At 69.7% G+C, this 24,118-nt stretch carries 19 protein-coding genes; 8 read left to right on the top strand and 11 right to left on the bottom strand.

Annotated features, from left to right (window positions below; genetic code table 11):
• Window positions 1-7: 7 nt before the first annotated feature.
• Genes lspA through BN940_RS10980 form a run of 3 tightly spaced genes read right to left on the bottom strand, consistent with a single transcriptional unit; the run spans window position 8 to window position 4,341 of the window.
• Window positions 8-568, bottom strand: coding sequence for a signal peptidase II (lspA, locus tag BN940_RS10990; RefSeq protein ID WP_052356080.1), 561 nt, complete (start codon window positions 566-568; stop codon window positions 8-10).
• Window positions 561-3,419 carry an isoleucine--tRNA ligase gene (ileS, locus tag BN940_RS10985; RefSeq protein WP_043682975.1) on the bottom strand — a complete coding sequence of 953 codons (2,859 nt, stop codon included), beginning with the start codon at window positions 3,417-3,419 and terminating at the stop codon, window positions 561-563. Before ileS ends, lspA begins: the two co-directional genes overlap by 8 nt.
• On the bottom strand, window positions 3,376-4,341 hold the full coding sequence (locus BN940_RS10980; protein ID WP_043682973.1) for a bifunctional riboflavin kinase/FAD synthetase: 966 nt from the start codon (window positions 4,339-4,341) through the stop codon (window positions 3,376-3,378). The genes ileS and BN940_RS10980 overlap by 44 nt, the downstream gene beginning before the upstream one ends.
• Before the next feature lie 94 nt (window positions 4,342-4,435).
• On the opposite strand from BN940_RS10980, the gene purN reads away from it, so the two are divergent.
• Both purN and BN940_RS10970 read left to right on the top strand, forming a co-directional pair.
• Complete coding sequence (gene purN / locus BN940_RS10975; protein WP_043682970.1) at window positions 4,436-5,125, top strand: phosphoribosylglycinamide formyltransferase; 690 nt, start codon at window positions 4,436-4,438, stop codon at window positions 5,123-5,125.
• 166 nt (window positions 5,126-5,291) lie between these two features.
• Window positions 5,292-6,527, top strand: a complete 1,236-nt coding sequence (locus tag BN940_RS10970; protein ID WP_322789581.1) for an RsmB/NOP family class I SAM-dependent RNA methyltransferase — start codon at window positions 5,292-5,294, stop codon at window positions 6,525-6,527.
• Between the two features lie 221 nt (window positions 6,528-6,748).
• Here the strand turns inward: BN940_RS10970 and BN940_RS10965 are convergent, their stop codons facing one another.
• Window positions 6,749-8,062: an IS1380 family transposase gene (locus BN940_RS10965; protein WP_043680420.1), complete on the bottom strand. Its 1,314-nt coding sequence runs from the start codon at window positions 8,060-8,062 to the stop codon at window positions 6,749-6,751.
• A gap of 148 nt (window positions 8,063-8,210) precedes the next feature.
• On the opposite strand from BN940_RS10965, the gene BN940_RS10960 reads away from it, so the two are divergent.
• The 6 genes from BN940_RS10960 (at window position 8,211) to BN940_RS10935 (ending at window position 16,584) form a co-directional block, all read left to right on the top strand.
• A complete protein-coding gene (locus tag BN940_RS10960; protein WP_043682965.1) occupies window positions 8,211-9,413 on the top strand; it encodes a DesA family fatty acid desaturase in 1,203 nt (400 codons plus the stop codon).
• Window positions 9,414-9,626: 213 nt separating this feature from the next.
• Complete coding sequence (locus BN940_RS10955; RefSeq protein ID WP_043682962.1) at window positions 9,627-9,833, top strand: hypothetical protein; 207 nt, start codon at window positions 9,627-9,629, stop codon at window positions 9,831-9,833.
• Window positions 9,818-11,122: a hypothetical protein gene (locus BN940_RS17990; protein WP_052355798.1), complete on the top strand. Its 1,305-nt coding sequence runs from the start codon at window positions 9,818-9,820 to the stop codon at window positions 11,120-11,122. Before BN940_RS10955 ends, BN940_RS17990 begins: the two co-directional genes overlap by 16 nt.
• On the top strand, window positions 11,119-12,831 hold the full coding sequence (locus tag BN940_RS20105) for a bluetail domain-containing putative surface protein (protein WP_052355797.1): 1,713 nt from the start codon (window positions 11,119-11,121) through the stop codon (window positions 12,829-12,831). The genes BN940_RS17990 and BN940_RS20105 overlap by 4 nt, the downstream gene beginning before the upstream one ends.
• Before the next feature lie 13 nt (window positions 12,832-12,844).
• Complete coding sequence (locus BN940_RS10940; protein WP_084330647.1) at window positions 12,845-14,131, top strand: class I SAM-dependent methyltransferase; 1,287 nt, start codon at window positions 12,845-12,847, stop codon at window positions 14,129-14,131.
• An 80-nt stretch (window positions 14,132-14,211) separates the two neighbouring features.
• Window positions 14,212-16,584 carry a UvrD-helicase domain-containing protein gene (locus BN940_RS10935; RefSeq protein WP_043682959.1) on the top strand — a complete coding sequence of 791 codons (2,373 nt, stop codon included), beginning with the start codon at window positions 14,212-14,214 and terminating at the stop codon, window positions 16,582-16,584.
• Between the two features lie 52 nt (window positions 16,585-16,636).
• On the opposite strand, the gene BN940_RS10930 is transcribed toward BN940_RS10935, so the two are convergent.
• The 7 genes from BN940_RS10930 to prmB all read right to left on the bottom strand — a co-directional run bounded on the left by BN940_RS10930 (window position 16,637) and on the right by prmB (window position 24,095).
• Complete coding sequence (locus BN940_RS10930) at window positions 16,637-17,410, bottom strand: ABC transporter permease (protein WP_052355795.1); 774 nt, start codon at window positions 17,408-17,410, stop codon at window positions 16,637-16,639.
• A gap of 27 nt (window positions 17,411-17,437) precedes the next feature.
• Window positions 17,438-18,658, bottom strand: a complete 1,221-nt coding sequence (locus BN940_RS10925) for an ABC transporter substrate-binding protein (RefSeq protein WP_052355794.1) — start codon at window positions 18,656-18,658, stop codon at window positions 17,438-17,440.
• Complete coding sequence (locus tag BN940_RS10920) at window positions 18,655-19,503, bottom strand: ABC transporter ATP-binding protein (protein ID WP_084330646.1); 849 nt, start codon at window positions 19,501-19,503, stop codon at window positions 18,655-18,657. The genes BN940_RS10925 and BN940_RS10920 overlap by 4 nt, the downstream gene beginning before the upstream one ends.
• A 3-nt stretch (window positions 19,504-19,506) precedes the next feature.
• Window positions 19,507-20,607 (bottom strand): acyl-CoA dehydrogenase family protein, encoded by a 1,101-nt coding sequence (locus tag BN940_RS10915; RefSeq protein WP_043682954.1) that lies wholly within the window; start codon window positions 20,605-20,607, stop codon window positions 19,507-19,509.
• 14 nt (window positions 20,608-20,621) lie between these two features.
• The gene (locus BN940_RS10910; protein ID WP_043682952.1) at window positions 20,622-21,164 is read right to left on the bottom strand and encodes a carboxymuconolactone decarboxylase family protein; all 543 of its coding nucleotides are present in this window, start codon (window positions 21,162-21,164) and stop codon (window positions 20,622-20,624) included.
• A gap of 115 nt (window positions 21,165-21,279) precedes the next feature.
• A complete protein-coding gene (locus BN940_RS10905; RefSeq protein WP_148304949.1) occupies window positions 21,280-23,202 on the bottom strand; it encodes an ABC-F family ATP-binding cassette domain-containing protein in 1,923 nt (640 codons plus the stop codon).
• Window positions 23,199-24,095: a 50S ribosomal protein L3 N(5)-glutamine methyltransferase gene (prmB, locus tag BN940_RS10900; protein WP_043682950.1), complete on the bottom strand. Its 897-nt coding sequence runs from the start codon at window positions 24,093-24,095 to the stop codon at window positions 23,199-23,201. The genes BN940_RS10905 and prmB overlap by 4 nt, the downstream gene beginning before the upstream one ends.
• Window positions 24,096-24,118 lie beyond the last annotated feature (23 nt).

Here is a 24,118-nt window from a genome sequence, read left to right as displayed (position 1 = left end):
GCCTCCTTCAGGATGGGCGCGCGCGGCGGGCGCGCAGGATTTCGTCCAGGATCAGCAGCACGGCCCCGCAGGTGATGGCCACGTCGGCCAGGTTGAAGGCCGGGAAGTACCAGTCGCGCCAGTGGAACAGCAGGAAATCGACGACGTGGCCGTGCTGCAGGCGGTCGATGGCGTTGCCCACGGCGCCGCCCAGGATGCTCGCCAGGGCCGCGCACAGCAGGCGCTCGGTCGCGTGGGTGTAGAGCCAGCGCAGGATCAGGACGGCGGCGGCCGCGGCGATGCCGGTGAACAGCCAGCGCTGGGCGCCGCCGCCGCCGGCGAGGAAGCTGAAGGCCGCGCCGGTGTTGTGCAGCAGGGTCAGGTCGAAGACGGGCGGCAGCACGGCGATGCGCTGCCCGTAGCCCAGCGCGCCCGAGATCCAGGCCTTGGTCGCCTGGTCCAGCAGCACCAGGACCAGCGCCCAGGCCAGCCAGCCGGCGAGCGGCCGCAGGCGCGCCGCGCGCGGCGCGGCCGCCGGGGCGTCCGGTCCGCCCGGCGGGGCGTGCGGGCCGGCGCCCGGATCAGGCATGGGCGCGGGCTTCGCCATCGCCGTACAGATTGTCCACGCAGCGGCCGCACAGTTCCGGGTGCGCCGGGTCCCGGCCGACGTCGGCGCGGTGGTGCCAGCAGCGGCCGCACTTCTCGTGCGTCGTGGCCCGCACATCGATCCGCAGGTCGCCGTCGCCCGCCACGGCCCGGGCCGCGGAGGTGATGAAGACGAACTTCAGGTCGTCCCCCAGCGATTGCAGCAGGGCCAGGTCCTCGGCCTGGGCCGCGACGGTCACCTCGGCCTGCAGCGAGGCGCCGACCTTGCCTTCGGCGCGCACGGCCTCGATGTCCTTGTTGACCTGGTCGCGGATTTCGCGGATGCGCGTCCATTTGGCCCGCAGCGCCTCGTCGCCCTCGGGCAGGGTGGTGAACGTTTCCAGGAAGATGCTGTCGCCGCTGCCGAAGATCTTCCAGGCTTCCTCGGCCGTGAACGACAGGAACGGGGCCATCCAGCGCAGCAGCGCGTGGGTGATCCGGTGCAGCGCGGTCTGGGCGCTGCGGCGCGCCAGGCTCTTGGGCGCCGTGGTGTAGAGGCGGTCCTTCAGCACGTCGAGGTAGAAGCCGCCCAGGTCCTCGGAGCAGAACAGCTGCAGCTTGGCGACCACGGGGTGGAATTCATAGACCTGGTAGTGGCCGAGGATCTCTTTTTGCAGCTGGGCCGCGCGCGCCAGGGCGTAGCGGTCGATCTCCAGCAGATCCTCGTAGGCCACGGCGTCCGTCGCCGCGTCGAAATCGCTGGTGTTGGCCAGCAGGAAGCGCAGCGTGTTGCGGATGCGGCGATAGCTGTCCACCACGCGCGCCAGGATCTTGTCGTCGATGCCCAGGTCGCCCGAGTAGTCGGTGGACGCCACCCACAGGCGGATGATCTCGGCGCCCATCTTGCCGCTCACGTCCTGCGGCGCCACGGTGTTGCCCAGCGACTTGCTCATTTTCTTGCCCTGGCCGTCCACGGTGAAGCCGTGGGTGAGCAGCCCGCGATAGGGCGCGCGGCCGAAGATGGCCGAAGCCAGCAGCAGCGAGCTGTGGAACCAGCCGCGGTGCTGGTCGTGGCCTTCGAGGTACAGGTCGGCCTCGGGGCCGCTGTCGTGGTGCATGGCCGGATGCGAGCCGCGCATCACGTGCCAGAAGGTGGAGCCCGAGTCGAACCAGACTTCCAGGATGTCGGTGCTCTTGGTGTAGTGCCTGGCGTCCTCGGCGCCCAGGATGTCCTCGGCCGTCACGCGGCTCCAGGCCTCCACGCCGCCCTGTTCGATCAGGTCGGCCGCCTGGTCGATGATCTCCATCGTGCGCGGGTGCAGCTCGCCCGTGTCCACGTGCAGGAAGAACGGGATGGGCACGCCCCAGCTGCGCTGGCGCGAGATGCACCAGTCGGGCCGTCCCGCGATCATGTCGCGCAGGCGGATCCGGCCGTTCTCGGGGTAGAAGCGGGTCTGGTCGATGGCTTCGAGCGCGATCTGGCGCAGCGTCTTCGCGGGCTTCTGGGCCGGGTCGGTGAACACGCCCTCGCCCTCGTCCATGCGGATGAACCACTGCGCGGCGGCGCGGTAGATCACCGGCGTCTTGTGGCGCCAGCAGTGCGGGTAGCTGTGGGTGATGGTGGTGGTGTCCACCAGGCGGTCCGCGGCCTTCAAGGCGTCGAGGATCGCGGGCACGGCCTTCCAGATGTGCTGGCCGCCGAACAGCGGCAGGTCGTCCGCGTACACGCCGTGGCCCTGCACGGGGTTGAGGATGTCCTCGTAGGCCAGGCCGTTGGCCGTGCAGGAGTTGAAGTCGTCCAGGCCGTAGGCGGGCGACGAGTGCACGATACCGGTGCCGTCCTCGGCCGTGGCGTAGTCGGCCAGGTACACGGGCGAGAGGCGGTCGTAGCCCTTGTCCACGTGCGCCAGCGGGTGCCTGAAGGGCATGTGTTCGAGCTTTTCGCCCTTGGCCGTGGCGATGACCCGGCCGTGCAGCTTCCAGCGTTCGAGGCACTTTTCGACCAGCGCCGAGGCGACGATGAGCAGGCCGCGTTCGGTGTCGACCAGGCTGTATTCGAGTTCCGGGTTGACGTTGAGCGCCTGGTTGGCGGGGATGGTCCAGGCCGTGGTCGTCCAGATGACGATGAAGGCTTCCTTGTCGAGCCTGTCCAGGCCGAAGGCGGCGGCCAGCCTGCCGGGGTCGGCGGCCGGGAACATCACGTCCAGCGTCTGGCTTTTCTTGTCGGCGTATTCGATCTCGAACTCGGCCAGCGACGAGGCGCAGTCGAAGCACCAGTACACCGGCTTGAGGCCGCGATAGACGAAGCCGCGTTCCATGACCTTCTTCAAGGCGCGCAGTTCCAGCGCCTCGTTGGCGTGGTTCATGGTCTTGTAGGGGTGGTCCCAGTCGCCCAGCACGCCCAGGCGCTTGAAGTCCGTCATCTGCTGCGCGATCTGCTCGGTGGCGAAGGCGCGGCTCCTGGCCTGCATCTCGTCGCGCGGCAGGTTGCGGCCGTGCAGCTTTTCGATGGCGTTCTCGATCGGCAGGCCGTGACAGTCCCAGCCCGGCACGTACACCGCGTCGAACCCTTCGAGCTGACGGCTCTTGACGATCATGTCCTTGAGGATCTTGTTGACCGCGTGACCGATGTGGATCTTGCCGTTGGCGTAGGGCGGGCCATCGTGCAGGATGAACAGGGGCGCGCCCTGGCGGGCATCGCGCAGCCGCTTGTACAGGCCTTTTTCCTCCCATTCCTTGATCCAGCCCGGCTCGCGCTTGGGCAGGTCGCCGCGCATGGGAAAGGGGGATTCGGGCAGGTTCAGGGTGTCTCTATAGTCCATGGGAGGCGAAATAGTCGCGAGCGCCTTGCGCATCCTGGCGGATGGCGGCGGTCAGGGTGGTCAGGTCGGGAAAGGATTCCTCGTCGCGCAGGAATTCGAGGAATTCGACGCGCACCAGTTTACCGTAGGCGTCCACCCGCCGATCCAGGATGTGCGTCTCCAGCAACAGCGTGCCGTCGCGGGTGACCGTGGGGCGCACGCCCAGGCTGGCCACGCCCGGCAGGGGGTGTTCGTCCAGCCCGTGCACGCGCACGACGTAGATGCCGGAGCGCGCCGCACAGGGCTCGGGCACGCGCAGGTTCAGCGTGGGAAAGCCCAGGTCGCGGCCCAGCTTGCGGCCATGGATGACGTGCCCGCTGATGCGGTAGGGCGCGCCCAGCAGCTCGCAGCTGCGTTCCAGGTTGCCCACCGCCAGCGCGGTGCGCAGCGCGGAGCTGGAAATGCGCTGGCCCTGGCTGTCGGCCACGTCGGCGAGGGTGCGCACCTCGAAGCCGTGCTCGCGCCCCATGCGGCGCAGCAGGTCGATGTCGCCGCTGCGCTTGTGGCCGTAGCGGAAGTCCTCGCCGACCAGCAGCCAGCGGGTGTTCAGGCCCTGCACCAGCAGGCGGCGGATGAAGTCCTCGGCGCCCATGTCGGCCAGGTGCTGGTCGAAGCGCTGGATCACGATCTGCCGCATGCCGTGTTCGCCCAGCAGGCCGGCCTTGTCGCGCAGGCTGCTGATCTGCGTGGGGATCAGTTCCGGCCGCTGGCCGCGGTGGGCGAAGAAGGCGCGCGGGTGCGGCGCGAAGGTCATGACGGTGGGCACGAGCCCGAGCGCGCCGGCCCGTTCGCGGACCTGGGCGAGGATGGCCTGGTGGCCCCGGTGCACGCCATCGAAATTGCCGATGGTGACGGCGCTGGGGGCCGTCGAATCGTGCCGGGGCAGGTGGCGGTAGAGTCGGATGTCGGTATTCACAGGCGAGAGTTTACAATTTTATGTTTGCGCCCAGCGTCGCCGCCGGGCCGCACGCCTTCTTTTTCCGCCTTTCTTCCTGCTGGAGACCTCGCGCATGCCGCATTCCCCCGACCGGCCGATCCGGGTGGCCATCCTGATTTCGGGCCGGGGCTCGAACATGCAGGCGCTGGCCGAGGCCGTCGCCTCCGAAGACCTGCCCGTCGACATCTGCACCGTGCTGTCCAACCGCGCCGACGCGGCGGGGCTGGACTGGGCGCGCGCGCGCGGCCTGCCCGCCGACGTCCTGGCCCACCGCGACTTCGCCAGCCGCGCGGCCTTCGACGCCGCCCTGCGGGCGCGGCTGGACGCCCTGGCGCCCGACTACATCCTGCTGGCCGGCTTCATGCGGGTGCTGGGCGCCGATTTCGTGCGCCATTTCGAGGGCCGCATCATCAACATCCATCCCTCGCTGCTGCCGGCCTTTCCCGGCCTGCACACCCACGAGCAGGCGCTCGCCCAGGGCGTGCAATGGCACGGCTGCAGCGTGCACTTCGTCACCGCGGTGCTGGACCATGGGCCGATCATCGCCCAGGGCGCCATTCCGGTGCTGGCCGGCGATACGCCCGACAGCCTGGCGGCCCGGCTGCTGCCGGTCGAGCACCGGATCTACGTCCAGACGCTGCGCTGGCTGGCGCAGGGCCGCGTGCGGCTGCTGGGGGACGGCCGCGTCGCGGTCGCGGACGCCCCGCACCGCGCCTGGGCCGGCGCCGTACTCTTTCAGGAGGCTCCTCATGAGCAGGAATGACACGCGGGACGCATCCCGTTCCCGGCCGCGCGGCCGCCCCGCCGCCGCCGGCGGCGGGCGCGACGCCCAGGCACCCCGGGGCAAGGACGCCGGCCGCGGCCAGACGGCGGGCCAGCCCGCGCGGCCCTACGTCATGGCGGCGGCGCGCATCGAGCAGGTGCGCCAGGTGCTGGGCGAAGTCCTGCAATGGAAATATCCGGCCGACGCCGTGCTGTCGCACTGGTTCCGCGCCCACTCCAATGCCGGGCTGCGCGACCGGGGCGAGATCGCCGAAGCGGTGTTCGACGTGCTGCGCCACCTGCGGCGCTACCGCCAGTTCGCCGAGATCGGCGCGGGTTCGGGCACGCGGCGCCTGGCGGTGCTGGGCCTGGCCTCCGTCTGGCCGCGCGAAACGCTGGACACCGGCCTGGACGAGCACGAGCGCGCCTGGCTGGACCACGTGCTGTCGCTGTCCGCCGCCGGCCTGCCCCGGGCGGTGCGCCACAGCGTGCCCGACTGGCTCGACGAGCGCCTGGCGGCCCTGCCGGACGCCGAGTCCCTGCTGCAGGCGCTGAACGTGCCCGCGCCCCTGGACCTGCGGATCAATCCGCTGAAGATCGAGCGCGAGGCCCTGCTGGCCGCCTGGGCCGCGGGTCCCGAGGCCCGCTGGGCGGCGCGGCCGACGCCGTATTCCCCCTGGGGCATCCGCATCCAGGGGCGCCCGCCCGTCAACCGCTGGGGCGCCTTCGAGCGCGGCGAGATCGAGGTGCAGGACGAGGGCAGCCAGCTGCTGGCGGCGCTGGTGGCGCCCCGGCGCGGCGAGATGGTCATCGACTACTGCGCCGGCGCGGGAGGCAAGACGCTGCTGCTGGGCGCGCTGATGCGCTCCACCGGCCGGCTGTACGCCTTCGACGTGTCGGCCGCCCGCCTGGCCCGGGCCAAGCCGCGCTTCGCGCGCAGCGGCCTGTCCAACATCGTGCCGGTGGCCATCGCGGAGCGCAACGACCAGCGCGTCAAGCGGCTGCGGGGCAAGGCCCACCGCGTGCTGGTGGACGCGCCGTGCAGCGGCCTGGGCACGCTGCGCCGCAATCCCGACCTGAAATGGCGCCAGCATCCCGAATCGCTGGCCCAGCTGCGCGAAACCCAGGCGGCGATCCTGCGCGACGCCGCCGCCTGCGTGATGCCGGGCGGGCGGCTGGTGTACGCCAGCTGCAGCATCCTGCCGGAGGAAAACGAGCAGCAGGTCGAGGCCTTCCTGGCCGCGCACCCGGAATTCTCCCTGCTGGACGCCGGCGCCATCCTGGCCGACCGGGGCATCGAGGTGGCGCTGGACGGCCCCTTCCTGCGGCTGCGCCCCGACGTCCACGGCACCGACGGCTTCTTCGCCGCGGTGATGCAGCGCGCCAAGGGAACCCCTGAATAAGACTTGATCAGAGGTTCCCGGGGGCTGACGCGGGAAAACCGCGTGGGCTAACCCGGACATTTCGTCAGCAAGCCTGTTTAAGTGATTTCCCGGTAGTCCGGCTGCCTCGGCGACGCGGCGGAGGGGATCGGCGGCGCGGGAAGCTGTTTTTCAGTACCGCAGGCGCAATGGTCCCTACCCCCGTTGCTTTATCGCGTGCCGGGGACAGCACTTTCTCGGCGCTACGGGGCCATGGCGCGCGCGGCGTGCGCGTAGACGTGGCGCAGCGGATGATGCGAGGCCAGCAGGATGCGGACCCGCCGGGTATTGCGCACGATGGCCGCACCGACCTTCAGCAGGCGCACCCGGATGGTGGCGGCGCTGGCGCGCTCCAGTTCGGTGCCTCGTAGCGCCGTCTCGCGCAGCCGCTGCATCAGCGTATAGGCCAGGGCCGCCAGCAGCAGCCGGAACTGGTTGGCGGCGAACCGGTGGCAACTGGCGCGCGTACCGAACAGATCGAGTTGCGCTTCCTTGATGCGGTTCTCGGCTTCGCCCCGGGCGCAGTACAGCTGATCGTACAGTTGCATGGCATCGCAGTCCCGGATGTTGGTGACCACGAAGCGCGGGTTCACGCCCTGGGCACCGTACTCCAGGCGGGTGAGCACGCGCCGGGGCCGATCCCACGACCCGGCCGCGTAGGTGAACTCACTGACCAGGCGCTGCTTGCGCCCGGTGCGCTCGTAGCCGTCCTTGAGGATTTCCTCGGCCTGCGCAACGCGCGCCTGAAGCCGTTTATTGCGTGCCAGGCCGATGATGTATTGCACGCCGCTGCGTTCGCACCAGCGGATCAGCGGCTGACGGCAGAACCCCGAGTCCCCACGGATGATGATCCTGACCTCGGGCCATGCCTGACGCAGCCGGTTCACCAGCAGGCGCAGCACCGCCGCCGCGTGCCTGGCCCCGTCAATGCGGCTGGGGCGCAGCAGGCAGGCCAGCATCGACTGGCCGCAGAACACGTACAGCGGCAGATAGCAGTGGTGGTCGTAGTAGGCGTGGAACTGCTTGAGCTCCTGCTCGCCGTGCAGCGGGATATCCGAGGCATCCACATCCAGAATCAGTTGCCTGGGCGCGGTGGCGAAGCTGGCGATGAAGTGTTCGACCAGCACCCCATGCAGCGCCCACGCATCGGCGCGGGTCGCCCCCGTCTCCAGGCGGCTGAGCGTGGGTGAACTGGCCAGGGCACGATCTCGCCCAACAGCCGTTTGCATCAGCAGATCCCCGCGCAGCGTATCGTGGTCGTTCAGGTCTTCGTAGCCGCAGCACAGGCCGTACAGGCGCTGGGCCAGCAGATCGCGCAGGCGGTGATGAATGCGGCCAGCGGCCCGGCGCTCGGTCAAGGCCTTGGCCGCCATGCGCGACAGGCCCGTGCGCGCATCAATTCTTCGCAGCAGCATCAGCCCGCCGTCGGAGCTGAGATCGCCGCCTTGGAAATTGGCCTGTAAATGGCGCCGTCCAAGGCGTCCAAAGTCCAGTTCTTCAGTGGTACGATTTGGCATAGGCGGTTCTTTTTGGTTGTATGGCGTGAGACCCAATAACCATAAGCCCTCGGGCAGGAATCGCCTATTCCTTTTTACCCGCCTGACGAAATTTCCGGGCTAAACTGAAAGCGTCCTTTCGGCACCACGCGGGCCCGGCCCGAACGCAATGAACACCTGGCTTTCCTTCCTCCACGGCGGCATGCTGGATCTCGGCCCCTGGGCCCTGGTCGGCGTGACGCTGGCGCTCACCCACGTCACCATTGCGGCGGTGACCCTGTACCTGCACCGCAGCCAGGCGCACCGGGGGCTGGACCTGCATCCCGCCGTGGCGCATTTCTTCCGTTTCTGGCTGTGGCTGACCACCGGCATGGTGACGCGCGAATGGGTCGCCATCCACCGCAAGCACCACGCCAAGTGCGAGCGCGAGGGCGACCCGCATTCGCCCGCCGTGTTCGGCCTGGCGCAGGTCTTCTTCCGCGGGGCGGAGCTCTACCGCGACGAGGCGAAGAACGCTGAAACCCTGGCGCGCTACGGCCACGGCACGCCCGACGACTGGATCGAGCGCCATCTGTACAGCCGCCACAACCTGCTGGGCGTGAGCCTGATGCTGATCCTGGACCTGGCGCTGTTCGGCGTCGTGGGCCTGACGATCTGGGCGGTGCAGATGGCCTGGATCCCCTTCTGGGCGGCGGGCGTGGTCAATGGCCTGGGCCATGCCTGGGGCTACCGCAATTTCGCCTGCCCGGACGACAGCACCAACGTCGTGCCCTGGGGCCTGCTCATCGGCGGCGAGGAACTGCACAACAACCACCACGCCTACGGGACTTCGGCCAAGTTTTCCTCGCGCTGGTACGAGTTCGACCTGGGCTGGGCCTACATCCGCATCCTGCAGGCGCTGGGCCTGGCCCAGGTGCGCCGGGTCGCGCCCCGGCTGCGGCTGCGCGCGCCGGACGCCGCCGATACGCTCGGGCAGGACCAGCTCCAGGGCATCATCGTCCACCGCTACGAAGTCCTGGCGCGCTATTCCGGGGTGGTCAAGGCCGCCTTGGCGCACGAGCTCGAAGCCCTGAAACAGCGTCATCGGCGCGGCGAGTGGCAATTGCTGCGGCGCTGCCGCAAATGGCTGGTGCGCGACGCCGCCGCGCTGGCACCCCGCGAGCAGGCCCAGGTGGAACGCGCCCTCTCGCTCGCGCCCGCGCTCTCCACCGTGGTGCAGATGCGCCGCGAACTGACGGCCCTGTGGGAATCCTCCAGCGCCAGCAGCGAGCAGCTGCTGGCCGACCTGCGCGCCTGGTGCCTGCGCGCCCGGGCGAGCGGCATCGACGCCCTGGAGCAGTTCGCCCTCCAGCTCGGACGCTACGCGGCCTGAGCGTATCCGGGCATGGACCGGATGTTGCAAAAGCGCATACGCATTGAATATTGATTCAATCCTGAAGCGCTTGCGGGCAATAATCGATAAAATCAGCGGACATAACAACAATCCGCAATACCCACGATGATTCAAACGGCGAGCAGGCTGCCTGGATGGCCGCCGATCGCCTGGTTTGTCCGCTGTGGGACTGCCCGACCCGGAGACTCAACCATGCCGTATGACCTGTTCAACGAGGCTTACTATCTGGCTTACAACCCGGATGTCGCCGCCGCCGTCGCGCAGGGCGGCCTGACCGCCGAACAGCATTTCAATCTGTACGGCAAGGCCGAAGGCCGGGCACCCCCGGCCCTCTGTTCGACCCGCAACACTATCTGGCGGCCAACCCGGATGTCGCCGCCGCCGTGCAGGCCGGCCTGACGACCGCCTACGACCATTTCCTGCTGTACGGCATCCAGGAAGACCGTTCGCCGCTGATCGTCTTCGACCCGGAATATTATCTGGCGCTCAATCCCGACGTGGCCGCCGCGGTGGGCGACGGCATGAATGCGGTGCAGCATTTCCTGCAGTACGGCAGCGGGGAAGTGCGCGCCTTGTCCCCCTTTATCGACCTGGCCGCCTACCTGGGCGCCAATCCCGACGTGGCCGCCGCGGTGGACGCCGGGCAGACCACCGCGCTGCAGCATCTGATGAGCTACGGCGTGCTGGAAGGCCGCGACCTGGGCAATGGCATCGTCCTCAGCATTTTCCAGAGCGACGCCCAGTTCGTTGATGCGTTGACGGTGGGCAATTACGACCTGGCGCTGGCGCGCGTGTACGCGATCGCTCCCTTTCTGCCGAGCTTTCAGCCGCCCGAGGGCTGGGTTCCCGCGGCCGATACGCCCATCCCCGTCGATTTCGTACCGCCCGAAGGCATCAAGCTGGTCGTGCCTCCCGGCGTGCATGTGCCGCCCGCGCTGCTGCCGCTGCCGGATACGTTTGAACAGGACCATTCCGGCGGCGGCACCCCTCCCGACCCCTATGCCCTGACGACCGCCATCGACGACTTCAACGTGGCCAATCATCATGCCACCGATGGGGACGATGTGTTCACGGGCGACAACCGGAGCAAGACGACCGTCACCCCGACCGACAAGATCGACGGCGGGGGCGGTACCGACACCTTCAATTTTTATGGCGAGTCGGCCGTGCTGCCCCAGTTGACCCGCGTCGAAATCATCAATCTGCATGGCACGACGGGCGGGGCCGTGAATACCAGCGGCCTGGAGGACGTGACGCAGCTCAATTATGTGGATGTCAGTCTTTCCGCCCCCCTGGGGGCGGCCGGCAGCGAGATTGTCCTGAGGGATAACCAGATCCTGGGGTTGAATCACGTCACCGGCACGCAGGCGCTGACCGCCGATTTCGGGGCTTCTCCCTTGGCGAGGCTGGCCGTCTCCAACGGCACCGAAATGGGGGATGTCCACTTGGCTGTCGATGGTCCGTACATTCTGACGATCGATTCCAGCGGGTCCGGCCCCAATACCCTGGGAGCCCTGGACTTCGAGGGGCCGGTCCTGCGCCTGACGGGCGGTCAATCGTTGACGATGACGGGTGTCCTGGCTGCTTCCATCGACAACATCGATGCCGTACGCATGACGGGCGACCTCAGCCTGAAGGTCGGCAATGGCGATATCCATTTTCACGGGGGGCGGGCAATGACACCGTGACCTTTGCGGCGGGCGAATTCAATGGCGACGGTATGGTGAATGGCGGGGTCGGCACCAATACCCTGGTGCTGGCCGACACCGTCATCGACGGCACTCTGGCGACCGCCATCGGAGGGCCCAGTGTCATTAGTTTCCAGAATCTGCAGCTGCACGCCACCCAGGCGTTCACCCTGGATTTGACCCTTTCCGGGTTTACGACGCTGGATTTGGCGGGGCGGGTTCAATCGGCCGGCGCGGCGGGCAGCGCGGGCACGCCATCGGCGGATGGCGCCACTGGCGTGACCCCGGGTGGGGCAGGCGGGGATGGCGCAGCGGGCGAGGATGGGGATGATGGCGCAGCGGGCACTGGGTTGGTATTCACGGGTGTCCATCACGACATCAGCCTGGTCATCCACCAGGACATCACTGTCCTGGGCGGTGCCGGGGGCGCTGGCGCAAACGGCGGCAATGGCGGGTTTGGAGGGAATGGCGCCGTGGGTAGTATTCTCCATTTCGATGGTGGTAATGGGGGTCATGGGGGCAGCGGCAGTCACGGCGGGGCCGGCGGCAATGGCGGCAACGCCGGTTCGGCGTTGTCGGTGTCGCAGAGCGGCGGGCACGAGATCTCTCTTGTCCTGGCCGGGGTCACCTTGCAGTCCATAGGCGGGGCCGGGGGCTCGGGCGGTAAGGGAGGCAATGGCGGGGCCGGGGGTAACGGGGGCAATGGCTGGGCCGGGGGCAATGGCGGCAATGGGGGCAATGGCGGTCACGGGGGCGACGGCGGCCATGGCGGCAATGGCGGTGCCGGGGGCGTCGTGGTGGATCTGCACGATTTCAACGCCGTCAACATCGTCTCCAATACCAATGCCGATGGCAGCGTGGCCGACAATCTTCTTGTTTCCCAAGGAGGGGATGGCGGCGTGGGCGGCTCCCTCGGCATCGGCGGTGCGGCCGGCCTTCGCGGCCTGTCCGATGGTGGAACTGGGGGCACTGACGGCACTGGCGGCTCCCCTGGCAGCGTCGGCAACACGGGGTTGGCGGGCGTGGCCGGCGCGGGCCTGTCGGTGGCCGCCGGAGCCGTGGTCAATATTTCCGGGGCGGCCAACCTGAGTCTGGGTCTGGTTCAGGGCACCGACATCACCCTGGATGCGACGGCTTTGAGCGGGAACCTCACCGCCGCCACCGACAGCGGCGCCGATACGATCAGGGGCGGCAGCGGCCAGAACCAGATCACTCTGAATGGCGGGGCGGATAGCGTCGATCTGGCGCGGTCGCTGGCCCGGTCGGATGTCCTCGTCATCCAGAGCGCAACCGACCTGGATGCACGGAACGGCAAGTTCATCGAGATTGCCGGGTTTGACACGATGGCGGCCCATGGCGATGTCCTGAAGATCGCGGGCTATACCGGCATCGTGGAGAATCGCGATACCATCGTTGGTGGTGGCGTTACCGTCCACGCATCCCAGGGGATCGCCACCTTTTCCGGCATAGTAGATGAGACAGATCTGGCGGGGCGGATCACTGCCGCCTTCCAGGTGCTGGGCAGCAGCAGTAGCGGGAATGCCCTGGCCTTTGTATTTGAAGGCGATACCTACCTGGCGGTCGAGCGGGGAGGCGATTCGAGCTATCAGGCCGGCACCGATCTGGTCATCCAGCTGACCGGGGTGACCGACCTGGCGGCTCTGGGAAGCGCCGCCGCCGACCATACCCTGGTGCTGCAGGCGGCATAGCCTGGTATCCGGGATGACTGCGGCTTCGGCCTCCTCGGTGCCCGGCCCGGTTGCCCCAGGCGCTGCGCCGGCCCCCGACAAGGTCACGGACATCGTGGCCCGGCAGTACAGCGCCTGGGTGTATCCCCAGCCCGTCCAGGACATGCAGGCGGCCATCGCCGACGGCTATTTTGAATTTGCCGCACCGCATTTGTTCGGCCCCCTGCTGTGGCCCGAGGGCCGCAGCCTGGCGGGCCTGCGCGTGCTGATCGCCGGCTGCGGCAGCAACCAGGCGGCGTACAACGCCTTGTCGATGCCCGAGGCGCAGGTGACGGCCATCGACATTTCCATGAACAGCCTGCAGCACAGCCAGTTCCTGAAAGAGAAGCATGGGCTGCACAACCTGACCCTGCGGCACATGGGCCTGCTGCAAGTTCCCCGGCTGGGCCAGCAGCTCGACTACATCGTGTGTACCGGGGTGCTGCATCACCTGCCCAGCCCGGACGCGGGCCTGCAGGCGTTACGTGCGGTGCTGGCCCCCGACGGCATGATGAACCTGATGCTGTATGGCCAGAGCCTGCGCCTGGGTGTGTACCTGATGCAGGAGGTCTTCCGCCGCCTGGGCTGCGGGCAAACCCCGGAAGATGTCGCCCTGGTGCGGGCCACGCTGGCGTGCCTGCCGGACGATCATGTGCTGCGCCGCTATCTGGCCGTGGCGGACGATCTGCGCTATGACGCGGGCATCGTGGATACGTTTTTGCATCCCCAGGACCGCGCCTATACCGTGCCCCAGGTCCTGGCGTTCGCCCGCGAAAACGGGCTGGGCTTCTGGGGCTGGACGGACGCCAAGGATTACGATGCCCGGGCGGTCCTGGGCCTGCAGCACCCGGCCCTGGCCCGTATCCAGGCCTTGCCGCCCGAAGAGCGGTGGGCCACGCTGGAACTCCTGGCCCAGACGCGGGGCACGCACCGGTTTTTGCTGTGCCACCCCCGGCGCCTGGCGCTGCGTCCGCGCTTCGACACCCCCGGCTGGTTGGCGTATGTCCCGGTGCGGCACCCTTTTTTGAAAATCCTGCAACCCGGCAGCATCCAGCAGGATCGGCCTGCGCAGCTCAAGCGCGATTGGCACGAGTTCTCCCTGAACCGCAATGGGACCGCCTTGCTGGACGCCGTCGACGGCCGGCGCAGTGTCCGGCACGTGCTGCGCCAGGCGCAAAAAGCACTGCCCGACCTCGGTCTGGAGCACGCCCGCGTGTTTTTCCAGTTGATGCACGACTGGGGACATGTCCTGTACGAAACGCCGGGGAAAACGCCGGGGTGATCCCGGCCCGGGGCCAGCGGCCGGCCGGGCGCAAGGGCTACACTAGGGGTTCTTTCGCAGTGCTCTTGAATCGACTTTGCATGATAGACGGCCTGAACGAACCACAACGCGCGGCGGTCACGCTGCCCGCGCAGCACGCCCTGGTGCTGGCCGGCGCCGGCAGCGGCAAGACCCGCGTCCTGACCACCCGCATGGCCTGGCTGATCCAGACCGGGCAGGTCGGCCCCCACGGCCTGCTGGCCGTCACCTTCACCAACAAGGCCGCGCGGGAAATGCTCACGCGGCTGTCGGCGCTGCTGCCCATCAACACCCGCGGCATGTGGGTCGGCACCTTCCATGGCCTGTGCAACCGGCTGCTGCGCGCGCACCACCGCGAGGCCGGCCTGCCGCAGACCTTCCAGATCCTGGACAGCGCCGACCAGCTCTCGGCCATCAAGCGCATGCTGAAGGCCGCCGGCATCGACGACGAGCGCTTTCCGCCGCGCGACGTGCAGCGCATGATCAACGGCGCCAAGGAAGACGGCCTGCGCCCGGGCGACCTGGACGCGCGCGACCCCCACGCCCGCCGGCTGGCCGACCTGTACCAGCGCTACCAGGACCAGTGCGAACGCGAGGGCGTGGTCGATTTCGGCGAACTGCTGCTGCGCGCCTACGAACTGCTGCAGCGCGAAGCGCCGATCCGCGAGCACTACCAGCGCCGTTTCCGGCATATTCTGGTGGATGAATTCCAGGACACCAATGTGCTGCAGTACCGCTGGCTGATGCTGCTGGCGGGCGCGCACACGCCGGTGTTCGCGGTGGGCGACGACGACCAGTCCATCTACGCCTTCCGCGGGGCGAACGTCGGCAACATGGCCGACTTCGAGCAGCGCCATGCGCACGGCAATGTGATCCGCCTGGAGCAGAACTACCGGTCGCACGGCCACATCCTGGACTCGGCCAACGCCCTGATCGCGCACAACAGCAACCGCCTGGGCAAGAACCTCTGGACCGACGCGGGCGAGGGCGAGCCCCTGCGCGTGGTCGAGCAGGCCTCCGACGCGCTGGAGGCCCAGTGGCTGGTGGACGAGGTCCGCGCCCTGATCCGCGAGGGCCGCCCGGCCCACGAGATCGCCATCCTGTACCGCAGCAACGCCCAGTCGCGCCCCATCGAGCACGCCCTGTTCTCCGCCCGCGTGCCGTACCGGGTCTACGGCGGCCAGCGCTTCTTCGAGCGCCAGGAGGTCAAGCACGTGCTGGCCTACCTGCGCCTGATCGACAATCCCAACGACGACACGTCCTGGATGCGGGTGGTGAACTTCCCCACGCGCGGGATCGGCGCGCGCACGCTGGAGCAACTGGCCGACATGGCCGCGCAGCAGGGCACCAGCCTGGCCGGCGCGGTGGCCTTCGTGCCGGGCAAGGCGGGCGCCAGCCTGGCGCGCTTCGCCACCCTGATCCGCGAGCTGGCCGAGGAAGCCCGCACGCTGGACCTGCCCGAGCTCATCGGCCACGTGGTGCACCACAGTGGCCTGGAGGCCCACTACCGGGCCGACCGCGAGGGCCAGGACCGCCTGGAAAACCTCCAGGAACTGGTCAATGCCGCGGCCGCCTTCGTGGCCGAGGAAGGCTTCCAGGGCCTGCCCGCCGGCCGCATTCCCGAAGGCGCGGCCATTGCCGCCGACGTGGCGGCCGACGCCGCCGGATCGCCCGGCGCGCCGGTGCCGGCCTTCGGTGCGGACTCCGGTGCCGCGGGTCCGTCCGATGCGCCGGATCCGGCCTTCGGCGCGGCCGCGCAGCCTGCGCCCGCCGTCATGTCGCCCCTGGGCGCCTTCCTCAGCCACGCCTCCCTGGAGGCCGGCGACAACCAGGCCCAGGCCGGCGAGGACGCCGTGCAGCTCATGACCGTGCACGCGGCCAAGGGCCTGGAATTCGACGTGGTGTTCATCACCGGGCTGGAAGAGGGCCTGTTCCCCCATGAAAACAGCCTGCTGGACGCGGGTGGCCTGGAAGAGGAACGCCGCCTGATGTACGTGGCCATCACGCGGGCGCGCGAGCGCCTGACGCTGACCCTGGCGCAGAGCCGCATGCTGCACGGCCAGACGCGCTACGGCATGCGCTCGCGCTTCCTCGACGAGATCCCGGAAGAGCACCTGAAATGGATCACCCCGCGCCAGCGCCCGGCCGCCGCCCAGCAGCCCTGGAGCGGCGCCTTCCGGCGCGGCCTGGGCGGCTGGCAGGGCGAGGACGGCAGCACCTTCGCGCCGCGCGCGCCGCGCACTCAGGCGGCCGGCGTCACGGTGGGCGAACAGTGCTTCCGCATCGGCACGGGGGTGCGCCACGGGCGCTTCGGCGAAGGCACCGTGGTGGCGCTGAGCGGCAGCGGCGCCGACGCCCAGGCGCGCATCGAATTCTGCGACGCCGGCACCAAGACCCTGGCCCTGGGCGTGGCCAAGCTGGAAGTGCTCGACTGACCCGAGCCAGCCCAGGCGCGAGCCTGAGTCTGAGTCCCGGGCCCGCGGCCGGTCATCGCCGCGCCCAGCGCCGGTGCAGCCGCTGCGCGGTGGCGTCCAGCAGGAAGCCCAGCGCGCCGATCAGCACGATCACGGCCATCAGCTCGGAATAGGCCAGGCGGTCGCGCGTGTCCAGGATGAAATAGCCCAGGCCGGAACTCACCCCCAGCATCTCGCAGGGCACCAGGATGATCCAGACGATGCCGATGGCCAGGCGCAGTCCGGTCAGCATGTGGCCCAGGGAGCCGGGGATCACGATCTTCCAGAGGATTTCCGAACGCGTGGCGCTCAGGCTGCGCGCCAGCATCAGCCAGCGCGCGTCCAGCTGCCGCACGCCCGCGCTGGTGTTGAGGATGATGGGCCAGACGGCGGCGAAGCTGAGCAGGAAGTAGATGGGCGCGTCGCCGATGCCGAACAGCATCACGGCGATCGGCATCCAGGACAGGGGCGAGACCATGCGCAGGAACTGGAAGGCGCCGCTGGTGGCCAGCTCCAGCTTCTGCGAGGCGCCGATGGCCAGCCCCAGCGGGATGCCGAACACCAGCGCCCAGAACAGGCCCACGGCTACGCGCCGCAGGCTGACCAGGGTGTGCGCCGTCAGCTGGTTGTCCAGCACCAGGTGGACCAGGCTGGGCAGGGCCTTGAGCGGCGAGAACAGGCCGGCCATGGCCGTCTCCTCGCCGATCAGGCCGATGCCGGCGGCCCAGAGCAGCAGCAGGGCCAGCAGTCCGCCCAGGCTCAGGGCCAGGCGCCTGGGGGCGGGCAGCGGTGCGATGCGTGTTTTCATGGGCGTGGGTCCGTGGTCCGGGCCGGTCTAGGCGACCGAGAAGGTTTCGGTGCGCGTGTAGTCCGCGATGCCGAAGGCGGCCGGGCCGCCCTGGGCCTCGATGGCCTTGCGCACGTAGCGTTCTTCCACCAGGTCGCGGGCGACTTCGGCCGGGTCCAGGTCCTTCAGGAAGGCGTTCTCGCCCAGCACGTAGGTGGTCTTGAGCAGCTCCACCAGCTTTTCCGTGTAGCTGGGGAAGGGATAGGGCTGGAAGTCGATGCGCCGCTCGTTCCAGCCGGTGTGGCGGATGGCGCCGCTGCGGGCGTATTCCGCGTCGCGTTCGGGCGAGGCCAGCAGCACCCGCGCCAGCGTCGAATGCTCGTGCGGGGTGTAGTCGGCCGGGTTGCCGCGCTCCAGGATCTTCACGGTTTCCTCGCGGTGGCCGCGCGTCCAGGCCTGCGCCTCGACGAGGGCGTCGACCACTTTCTGGGACCATTCGGGACGCTCCTGCAGGTCGCGCTCGTGCATCGTCACCACGCAGCAGGCGTGGTTGCGCCAGACGTCGCCGGTGAAGCGCCAGACCTTGCCCACGCCCAGCTCCTCGGCCTTGGCGTTGAAGGGCTCGGCCACGATGTAGCCGGAGATCCGCTTGGTGCCCAGGGCGGGCAGCATGTCGCCGGGCGACATCACCACCAGCTTGACCTGCTGCTTCGTCGGCTCGCCGTCGCTGATGAATTCCAGCCCGGCCTCGCGCAGCATGGCCTGCAGGACGATGTTGTGCACCGAATACCAGAACGGGATGGCGACCGTGGTGCCGCCCAGGTCGGCCAGGCTGGCGATGTCGGGACGCACGGTCAGGCAGGAGCCTTCCATGTGGTTCCAGGCGACCACCTTGGCCGGGGACTTGCTGCCGTAGCGCGACCAGATGGTCATGGGCATGAGCAGGTGGACCACGTTCACCTGGCCGCTCAGGAAGGCCTCGACGATCTGCGACCAGCTGCGGAAGCGGCGCGGCTTTTCCACCTGCAGCCCGCGCTTCTCGAACAGGCCGTTGTGATGGGCCACCAGCAGCGGCGTGGCGTCGGTGATCGGCAGGTAGCCGATGCGCACCGGCGCGTCCGGCTCGGCGGCGCGCGCCGCCCGGCCGGCCTGCAGCAGCGGCAGGGCGCCGGCCATCGTGAACAGCGAGGACAGCTTGAGGAACTGCCGGCGGCCGGCCAGGGCGCCGGCGGCGGCGCCGCAGCAGGAATCGATGAGTTTCAGGGTCATGATGCGAGGTTCGGTTTCGGGGGGCGGGCGGCGCGCAGGGCCTGCAGGATCTCGACGCGCAGCGCGGTGAGGCGGGGATCGGTTTCGTCGCGGGGGTGGGGCCGGTCGGGCCGCCACTGGCCGATCAGGCGGCCCGGCTGGCCGCCCAGCAGCAGGATGCGGTCGGCCAGCAGCAGGGCCTCGTCGATGTCGTGGGTCACCAGGATCGCCGCGGCGTGGTGGCGCGCGCTGATCTCCAGCAGCAGGGTCTGCATCTCGCTGCGGGTGACTTCGTCCAGGGCGCTGAAAGGCTCGTCCAGCAGCAGGATCTCGGGCGCGCGCGCCAGGCTGCGGGCCAGGGCGGCGCGCTGCGCCATGCCGCCCGACAGCTCGTCCGGGTAGCGCGTCCGGGCCTGCGTCAGGCCGACCTCGGCGATGGCCTGCTGCACGCGCTGGCGACGCAGCGCCTCGTCCAGGCGGGGCTGGTGGCGGAAATCCAGGCCGAAGGCGACGTTCTCCTCCAGCGTCAGCCAAGGCAGCAGGCAGGGGTCCTGGAAGACGAAGCCGACGTCGGGCGCGGGGCCGGCCAGGGGACGGCCGCGCAGGCGGACCTGGCCGGCCAGCGGCATCTGCAGGCCCGCCAGCACCCGCAGCAGCGAGGACTTGCCCACGCCGCTGGGGCCCAGCAGGGCGACGATCTCGCCGGCCTGGAGTTCCAGGGAAAAATCCTGCAGGATGCGGTGGGGGCCGGCGCCCGGCCGCGCGTAGCCCAGGGCCACGCGCTCGGCGCCGAGCACACCGGCTGCGGCGGCGGGCGCGGATGCGGGCGCGGCGGCCGGTTCGGAAAGCGCCGTGGCGAGGCTCATCGTTCAGGCCGCCTGCTGTTCGAGCGCGTGGATTTCCTTGCGCAGGTGCTTCAGGGCCGGCGTCACGATGGCGACGAACAAGGCCTCGCGCAGGCGGCGCTGGGCCGGGCTGCTCATCAGATAGCCGGCGGCGCCCGCGTGCAGGGCGGCCGACTGCGTGGCGCGCAGGCCCAGTTCGGACGCCCGGGCGCGGGCGCGCAGGATGTCCAGCGGCAGCGCGTCCAGGTCCAGGCCGGCCAGGCGCAGGGTTTCCGCCCGCAGCGCCTGGAAGTCCCGTTCGAGGTCGGCCTCCTGGTCGTCCAGGTAGGTGTTGACGTGGCTCAGGCGCTGGTTGGTCGCGTGGATGGTTTCCAGGCTGGCCTGCACCAGCCCCACCCCCATGCCGATCTGCAGCAGCAGGAAGCCGGGCTTGATGCGGCGGATGTAGTCCTCGAAGGCCGCGGGCTCGGCCAGCACGTCTTCCGCGGGAATCCAGGCGTTCTTCAGGTGCACGCCATAGGTGCCGGTGCCCTCCATGCCGGCGAAGGCCGGGCAGGGGCGCAGCGTCAGGGCTTCCGAGCCCGGCGGCACGACGAACATGACGTAGCCGCCTTCCTCCAGGGCGGCGGCGGCGATGAGCAGGTGGCCCGGCCCCAGGTTCGAGACCCAGGGCAGGGCGCCGTTCACCCGGTAGCCTTCGCCGTCGCGCCGGGCGCGCAGGTTGATGCGCTCGATGCCGGCGAGGTGCTTGACGGCGTTGGACATGCCGGTGCCGGCGAGGATCTCGCCCCGGGCGATGGGCGCCAGGTAGCGTGCGCGCGCGGCGGCATTGTCCGTCTGCCGCAGGTACCAGGCGCAGGCCGCCTGGCACCAGGTCAGGAAGGCCGTGGAGCCGCAGACGCGCCCGACCCGGGCGATGATTTCGATCTGGGCCGCGAGGTCCAGGCCCAGGCCGCCCGATCCGGCGGGCAGGGCGGCGCCGAAGCCGCCCAGGCGGCCCAGGGCGCGCATGAAGTCGCCCGGATAGCGGCCCTCGTCGATGGCTTGCGCCTGGGGCGCCAGGACTTCGCGGATCAGGGTGTCGATGCCCTCGCCGTGGACGGCGGGCAGCAGGTCGGTGGACATGCGGGCCTCCAGGATCAGGCGTAGGCCTGCAGTTCCGGGTTGATGGGGGTGCGGGCCAGGTTGTTGGCGTAGTTGCACAGCGTGGCCAGGCTCACGCCCAGCACCACGTCCAGCGCCTGGGCGTCGCCGTAGCCGGCCGCGCGCAGGGCGTCCAGGGCCTCGTCGGGCACCTGGCCGCGGTGCTCCAGGACCTGCAGGGTGAATTGCGCCAGGGCGTTGAGCCTGGGATCGGACAGGGCCTGGGTGCCGCGCAGGGCCTCGACCAGTTCCTGCGGCAGCTGCAGCTTCTTGTAGGCGAGCTTGGTGTGGCCGGCCACGCAGAAGCCGCAGCCGTTGTAGGCGGCGGCGGTGATCTGCACGACCTCGCGTTCGGTGGGGGTGAGGCTGTTGCGGCCGTTGATGGCGCCGACGACCTGGTAGGTTTCCAGGGCGGTGGGCGCGTTGGCCAGGACGCCCAGCAGGTTGGGCAGGAAGCCGTTGGCCTGGGCGGCCGCGCGCAGGCGGTCCTGGGCTTCGGCCGGGGCGGATTCGACGGATTGGATGGGGAGGCGGCTCATGGCGCGGATCTTTTGGACGGGAGGTTATAAGACCTGCCCATTCTAAGGATCCCCATTCTCATGCCGAACGAATATAAGAGTATTAAATTATTCAGCCCTGGAATATGGAGGTAAATCAGGACTTTTCCAGCGCCTCGATCTCCGTCTGGATCTCCAGCCAGTCCTCTTCATGGCCCTGCAGGGCCTTGCTCAGTTCGCCGTGCTCGGCCATCAGGCCGGGGCGCACGTCCTTGTGGGCGTCGGTGTAGAACGCCGGATCGGCCATCAGCGCGTCCAGTTCCGCCAGCCGCGCCTGGACCTTGGCCATGGCGTCCTCGACCCGCTTCAGGCGGGTTTCCAGCGGCTTGCGGCGGGCGGCCAGTTCCTGCCGCGCCTGGGCCTGCTCGCGGCGCTGCGCCTTGCGGTCCTGGCCCGGCGCCGGCGCCGCCGCGCGCGCGATCTGGTTGCGCTGCGCCTGGCGCTGCTGCAGCCAGTCGCGGTAGTCCTCCAGGTCGCCGTCGAAGGGCTGGACCCGGCCGTCGGCCACGATCCAGAAGCTGTCCACGGTGGTGCGCAGCAGGTGCCGGTCGTGGGACACCAGCAGCACGCTGCCGGGGAATTCCGCCAGCGCGCGCGCCAGGGCCTCGCGGGTGTCCACGTCCAGGTGGTTGCTGGGCTCGTCGAGCAGCAGCAGGTTGGGCTTGCGCCAGACGATCAGGGCCAGGGCCAGGCGCGCCTTCTCGCCGCCGGAAAACGGCGCCACCGGCTGGCTGACCATGTCGCCGCCGAAGCCGAAGCCGCCCAGCATGTTGCGCAGTTCCTGTTCGCGCGTGTCGGGGGCGATGCGCACGAAGTGCTGCAGCGGGCTCAGCTCCGGATCCAGCACGTCCAGCTGCTGCTGGGCGAAATAGCCGATCTCCAGGCCCTTGGCCGGGCGGTAGCCGCCCGCCAGGGGCGCCAGTTCGCGCGCCAGGGTCTTGACCAGGGTGCTCTTGCCGGCGCCGTTGACGCCCAGGATGCCGATGCGGCTGCCGCCGCGCACCATCAGGCTCACGTCCTGCAGGATGGTGCGCGGCGCGGCGGCGCCGTCCGCCGGATAGCCCAGGGCGGCGTCCTCCAGCGTCAGCAGCACGTCGGGCGTCTGCGCGGGCTCGGGCAGGCGGATGTCGATGCCCGACTCCACCGCCAGCGGCGCCAGGGTCTGCATGCGCGCCAGGGCCTTGACCCGGCTCTGCGCCTGCTTGGCCTTGGTGGCCTTGGCCTTGAAGCGGTCGATGAAGGACTGCAGGTGGGCCGCCTCGCGCGTCTGGCGCTGGATCGCCAGGCGGTTCTGGCGCAGGCGCTCGGCGCGCTGCTCCAGGAAGGATTCGTAGCCGCCCTTGTAGCGCACCAGCGACTGCTGCTCGAAATGCAGGATGACGCGCGCGACCGCGTCGAGGAATTCGGTGTCGTGGGAAATCAGCAGCACCGTGCCCGGATAGCCTGCCAGCCAGCGCTCCAGCCACAGCATGGCGTCCAGGTCCAGGTGGTTGGTGGGCTCGTCGAGCAGCAGCAGGTCGGACGGCGCCATCAGCGCGCGCGCCAGGGCGATGCGCATCTGCCAGCCGCCGGAAAAGCTGGCGACCGGACGGGTCCATTCGTCGGGGGCGAAGCCCAGGCCGGCCAGCAGCTGCTCGGCGCGCGAAGGCGCGCTCCAGGCCTCGGCCTCGACCAGGGCGGCCTCCAGCTCGGCGATCGCCTGGCCCTGCTCGGGGCCCAGGGCGGCGCGGCGCGCCTGCAGCTCGCGCAGGCGGCGGTCGCCGTCGATGACGAATTCGCGCGCGGGACGGCCGGTGTCGTGCAGGATCTGCTCGACGCTGGCCAGCCGCCAGGAGGCGGGCATGTCCAGCGTGCCGGCGTCCGGATCGATCTGTCCCTGCAGCAGCGAGAACAGCGAGGACTTGCCCGCGCCGTTCTTGCCCACGATGCCGACGCGCTCGCCGGGATGGACGACGAATTCGGCGTTTTCCAGCAGGACCTTGACGCCGCGCCGCAGGGTCAGGCCGGCGGCGCGGATCACGGGGCCAGCTGCGCGCGGCGCAGCAGCAGGATCTGGCCGGTGGTGGCGGCGGTGTCCAGCCAGACGGGCTCCAGCTCGGGGAAGGCCGCCTCGAAGTGCGCCCGCTCGTGGCCGATCTCCAGCACCAGCAGGCCCTCGGGCGCCATGAAATCGGGCGCATTGGCCAGGATGCGGCGCACCAGGTCCATGCCGTCGGCGCCGCCCGCCAGCGCCAGGCGGGGCTCGTGCCGGTATTCGGGCGGCAGCGCCTTCATCGACCGCTCGTTGACGTAGGGCGGGTTGCAGACGATCAGGTCGTAGCGCCGGTCCGCCGGCACCTGGGCCAGCAGGTCGCTGCGCAGCGCCTGGACGCGGTCCTGCAGGCCGTGCAGTTCGATGTTGGATTGCGCGACCGCCAGGGCGTCGGCGGACACGTCCACCGCGTCCACCGCGGCGTTGCCGAAGGCGTGGGCCGCCAGGATCGCCAGGCAGCCCGAGCCGGTGCACAGGTCCAGCACCCGGCCGACCGCGTCCGGGTCCTCGATCCAGGGCGCCAGGCCCTCGGCCAGCAGCTCCGAGATGGGCGAGCGCGGCACGATCACGCGCTCGTCCACCAGGAAGCGCTCGCCCTGCAGCCAGGCCTCGCCCGTCAGGTAGGCGGCGGGCTTGCGCGTGTTGATGCGCTCGTGGATCAGGTCCACGCAGCGCAGCCGCTCGCGCTCCAGCAGGCGCGCGTCCAGGAAGGGTTCGAGCGTGTCGGGCGGCAGGTGCAGGCCGTGCAGCAGCAGGTAGGCGGCCTCGTCCCAGGCGTTGTCGCTGCCGTGGCCGAAGACCAGGCCGGCGGCGTGGAAGCGGCTGATGGACCAGCGCAGCAGGTCGCGCAGGGTCAGGAGTTCGGTGTGGGGGGAGGGCATGGTGTGCGTGAGAAAGAGGATCG

The sequence above is a fragment of the Castellaniella defragrans 65Phen genome, assembly GCF_000612685.1.
Taxonomy (GTDB): domain Bacteria; phylum Pseudomonadota; class Gammaproteobacteria; order Burkholderiales; family Burkholderiaceae_B; genus Castellaniella; species Castellaniella defragrans.
Note: the sequence above shows the minus strand (reverse complement) of the source record. Positions and strands in the feature narration are given on the sequence as shown.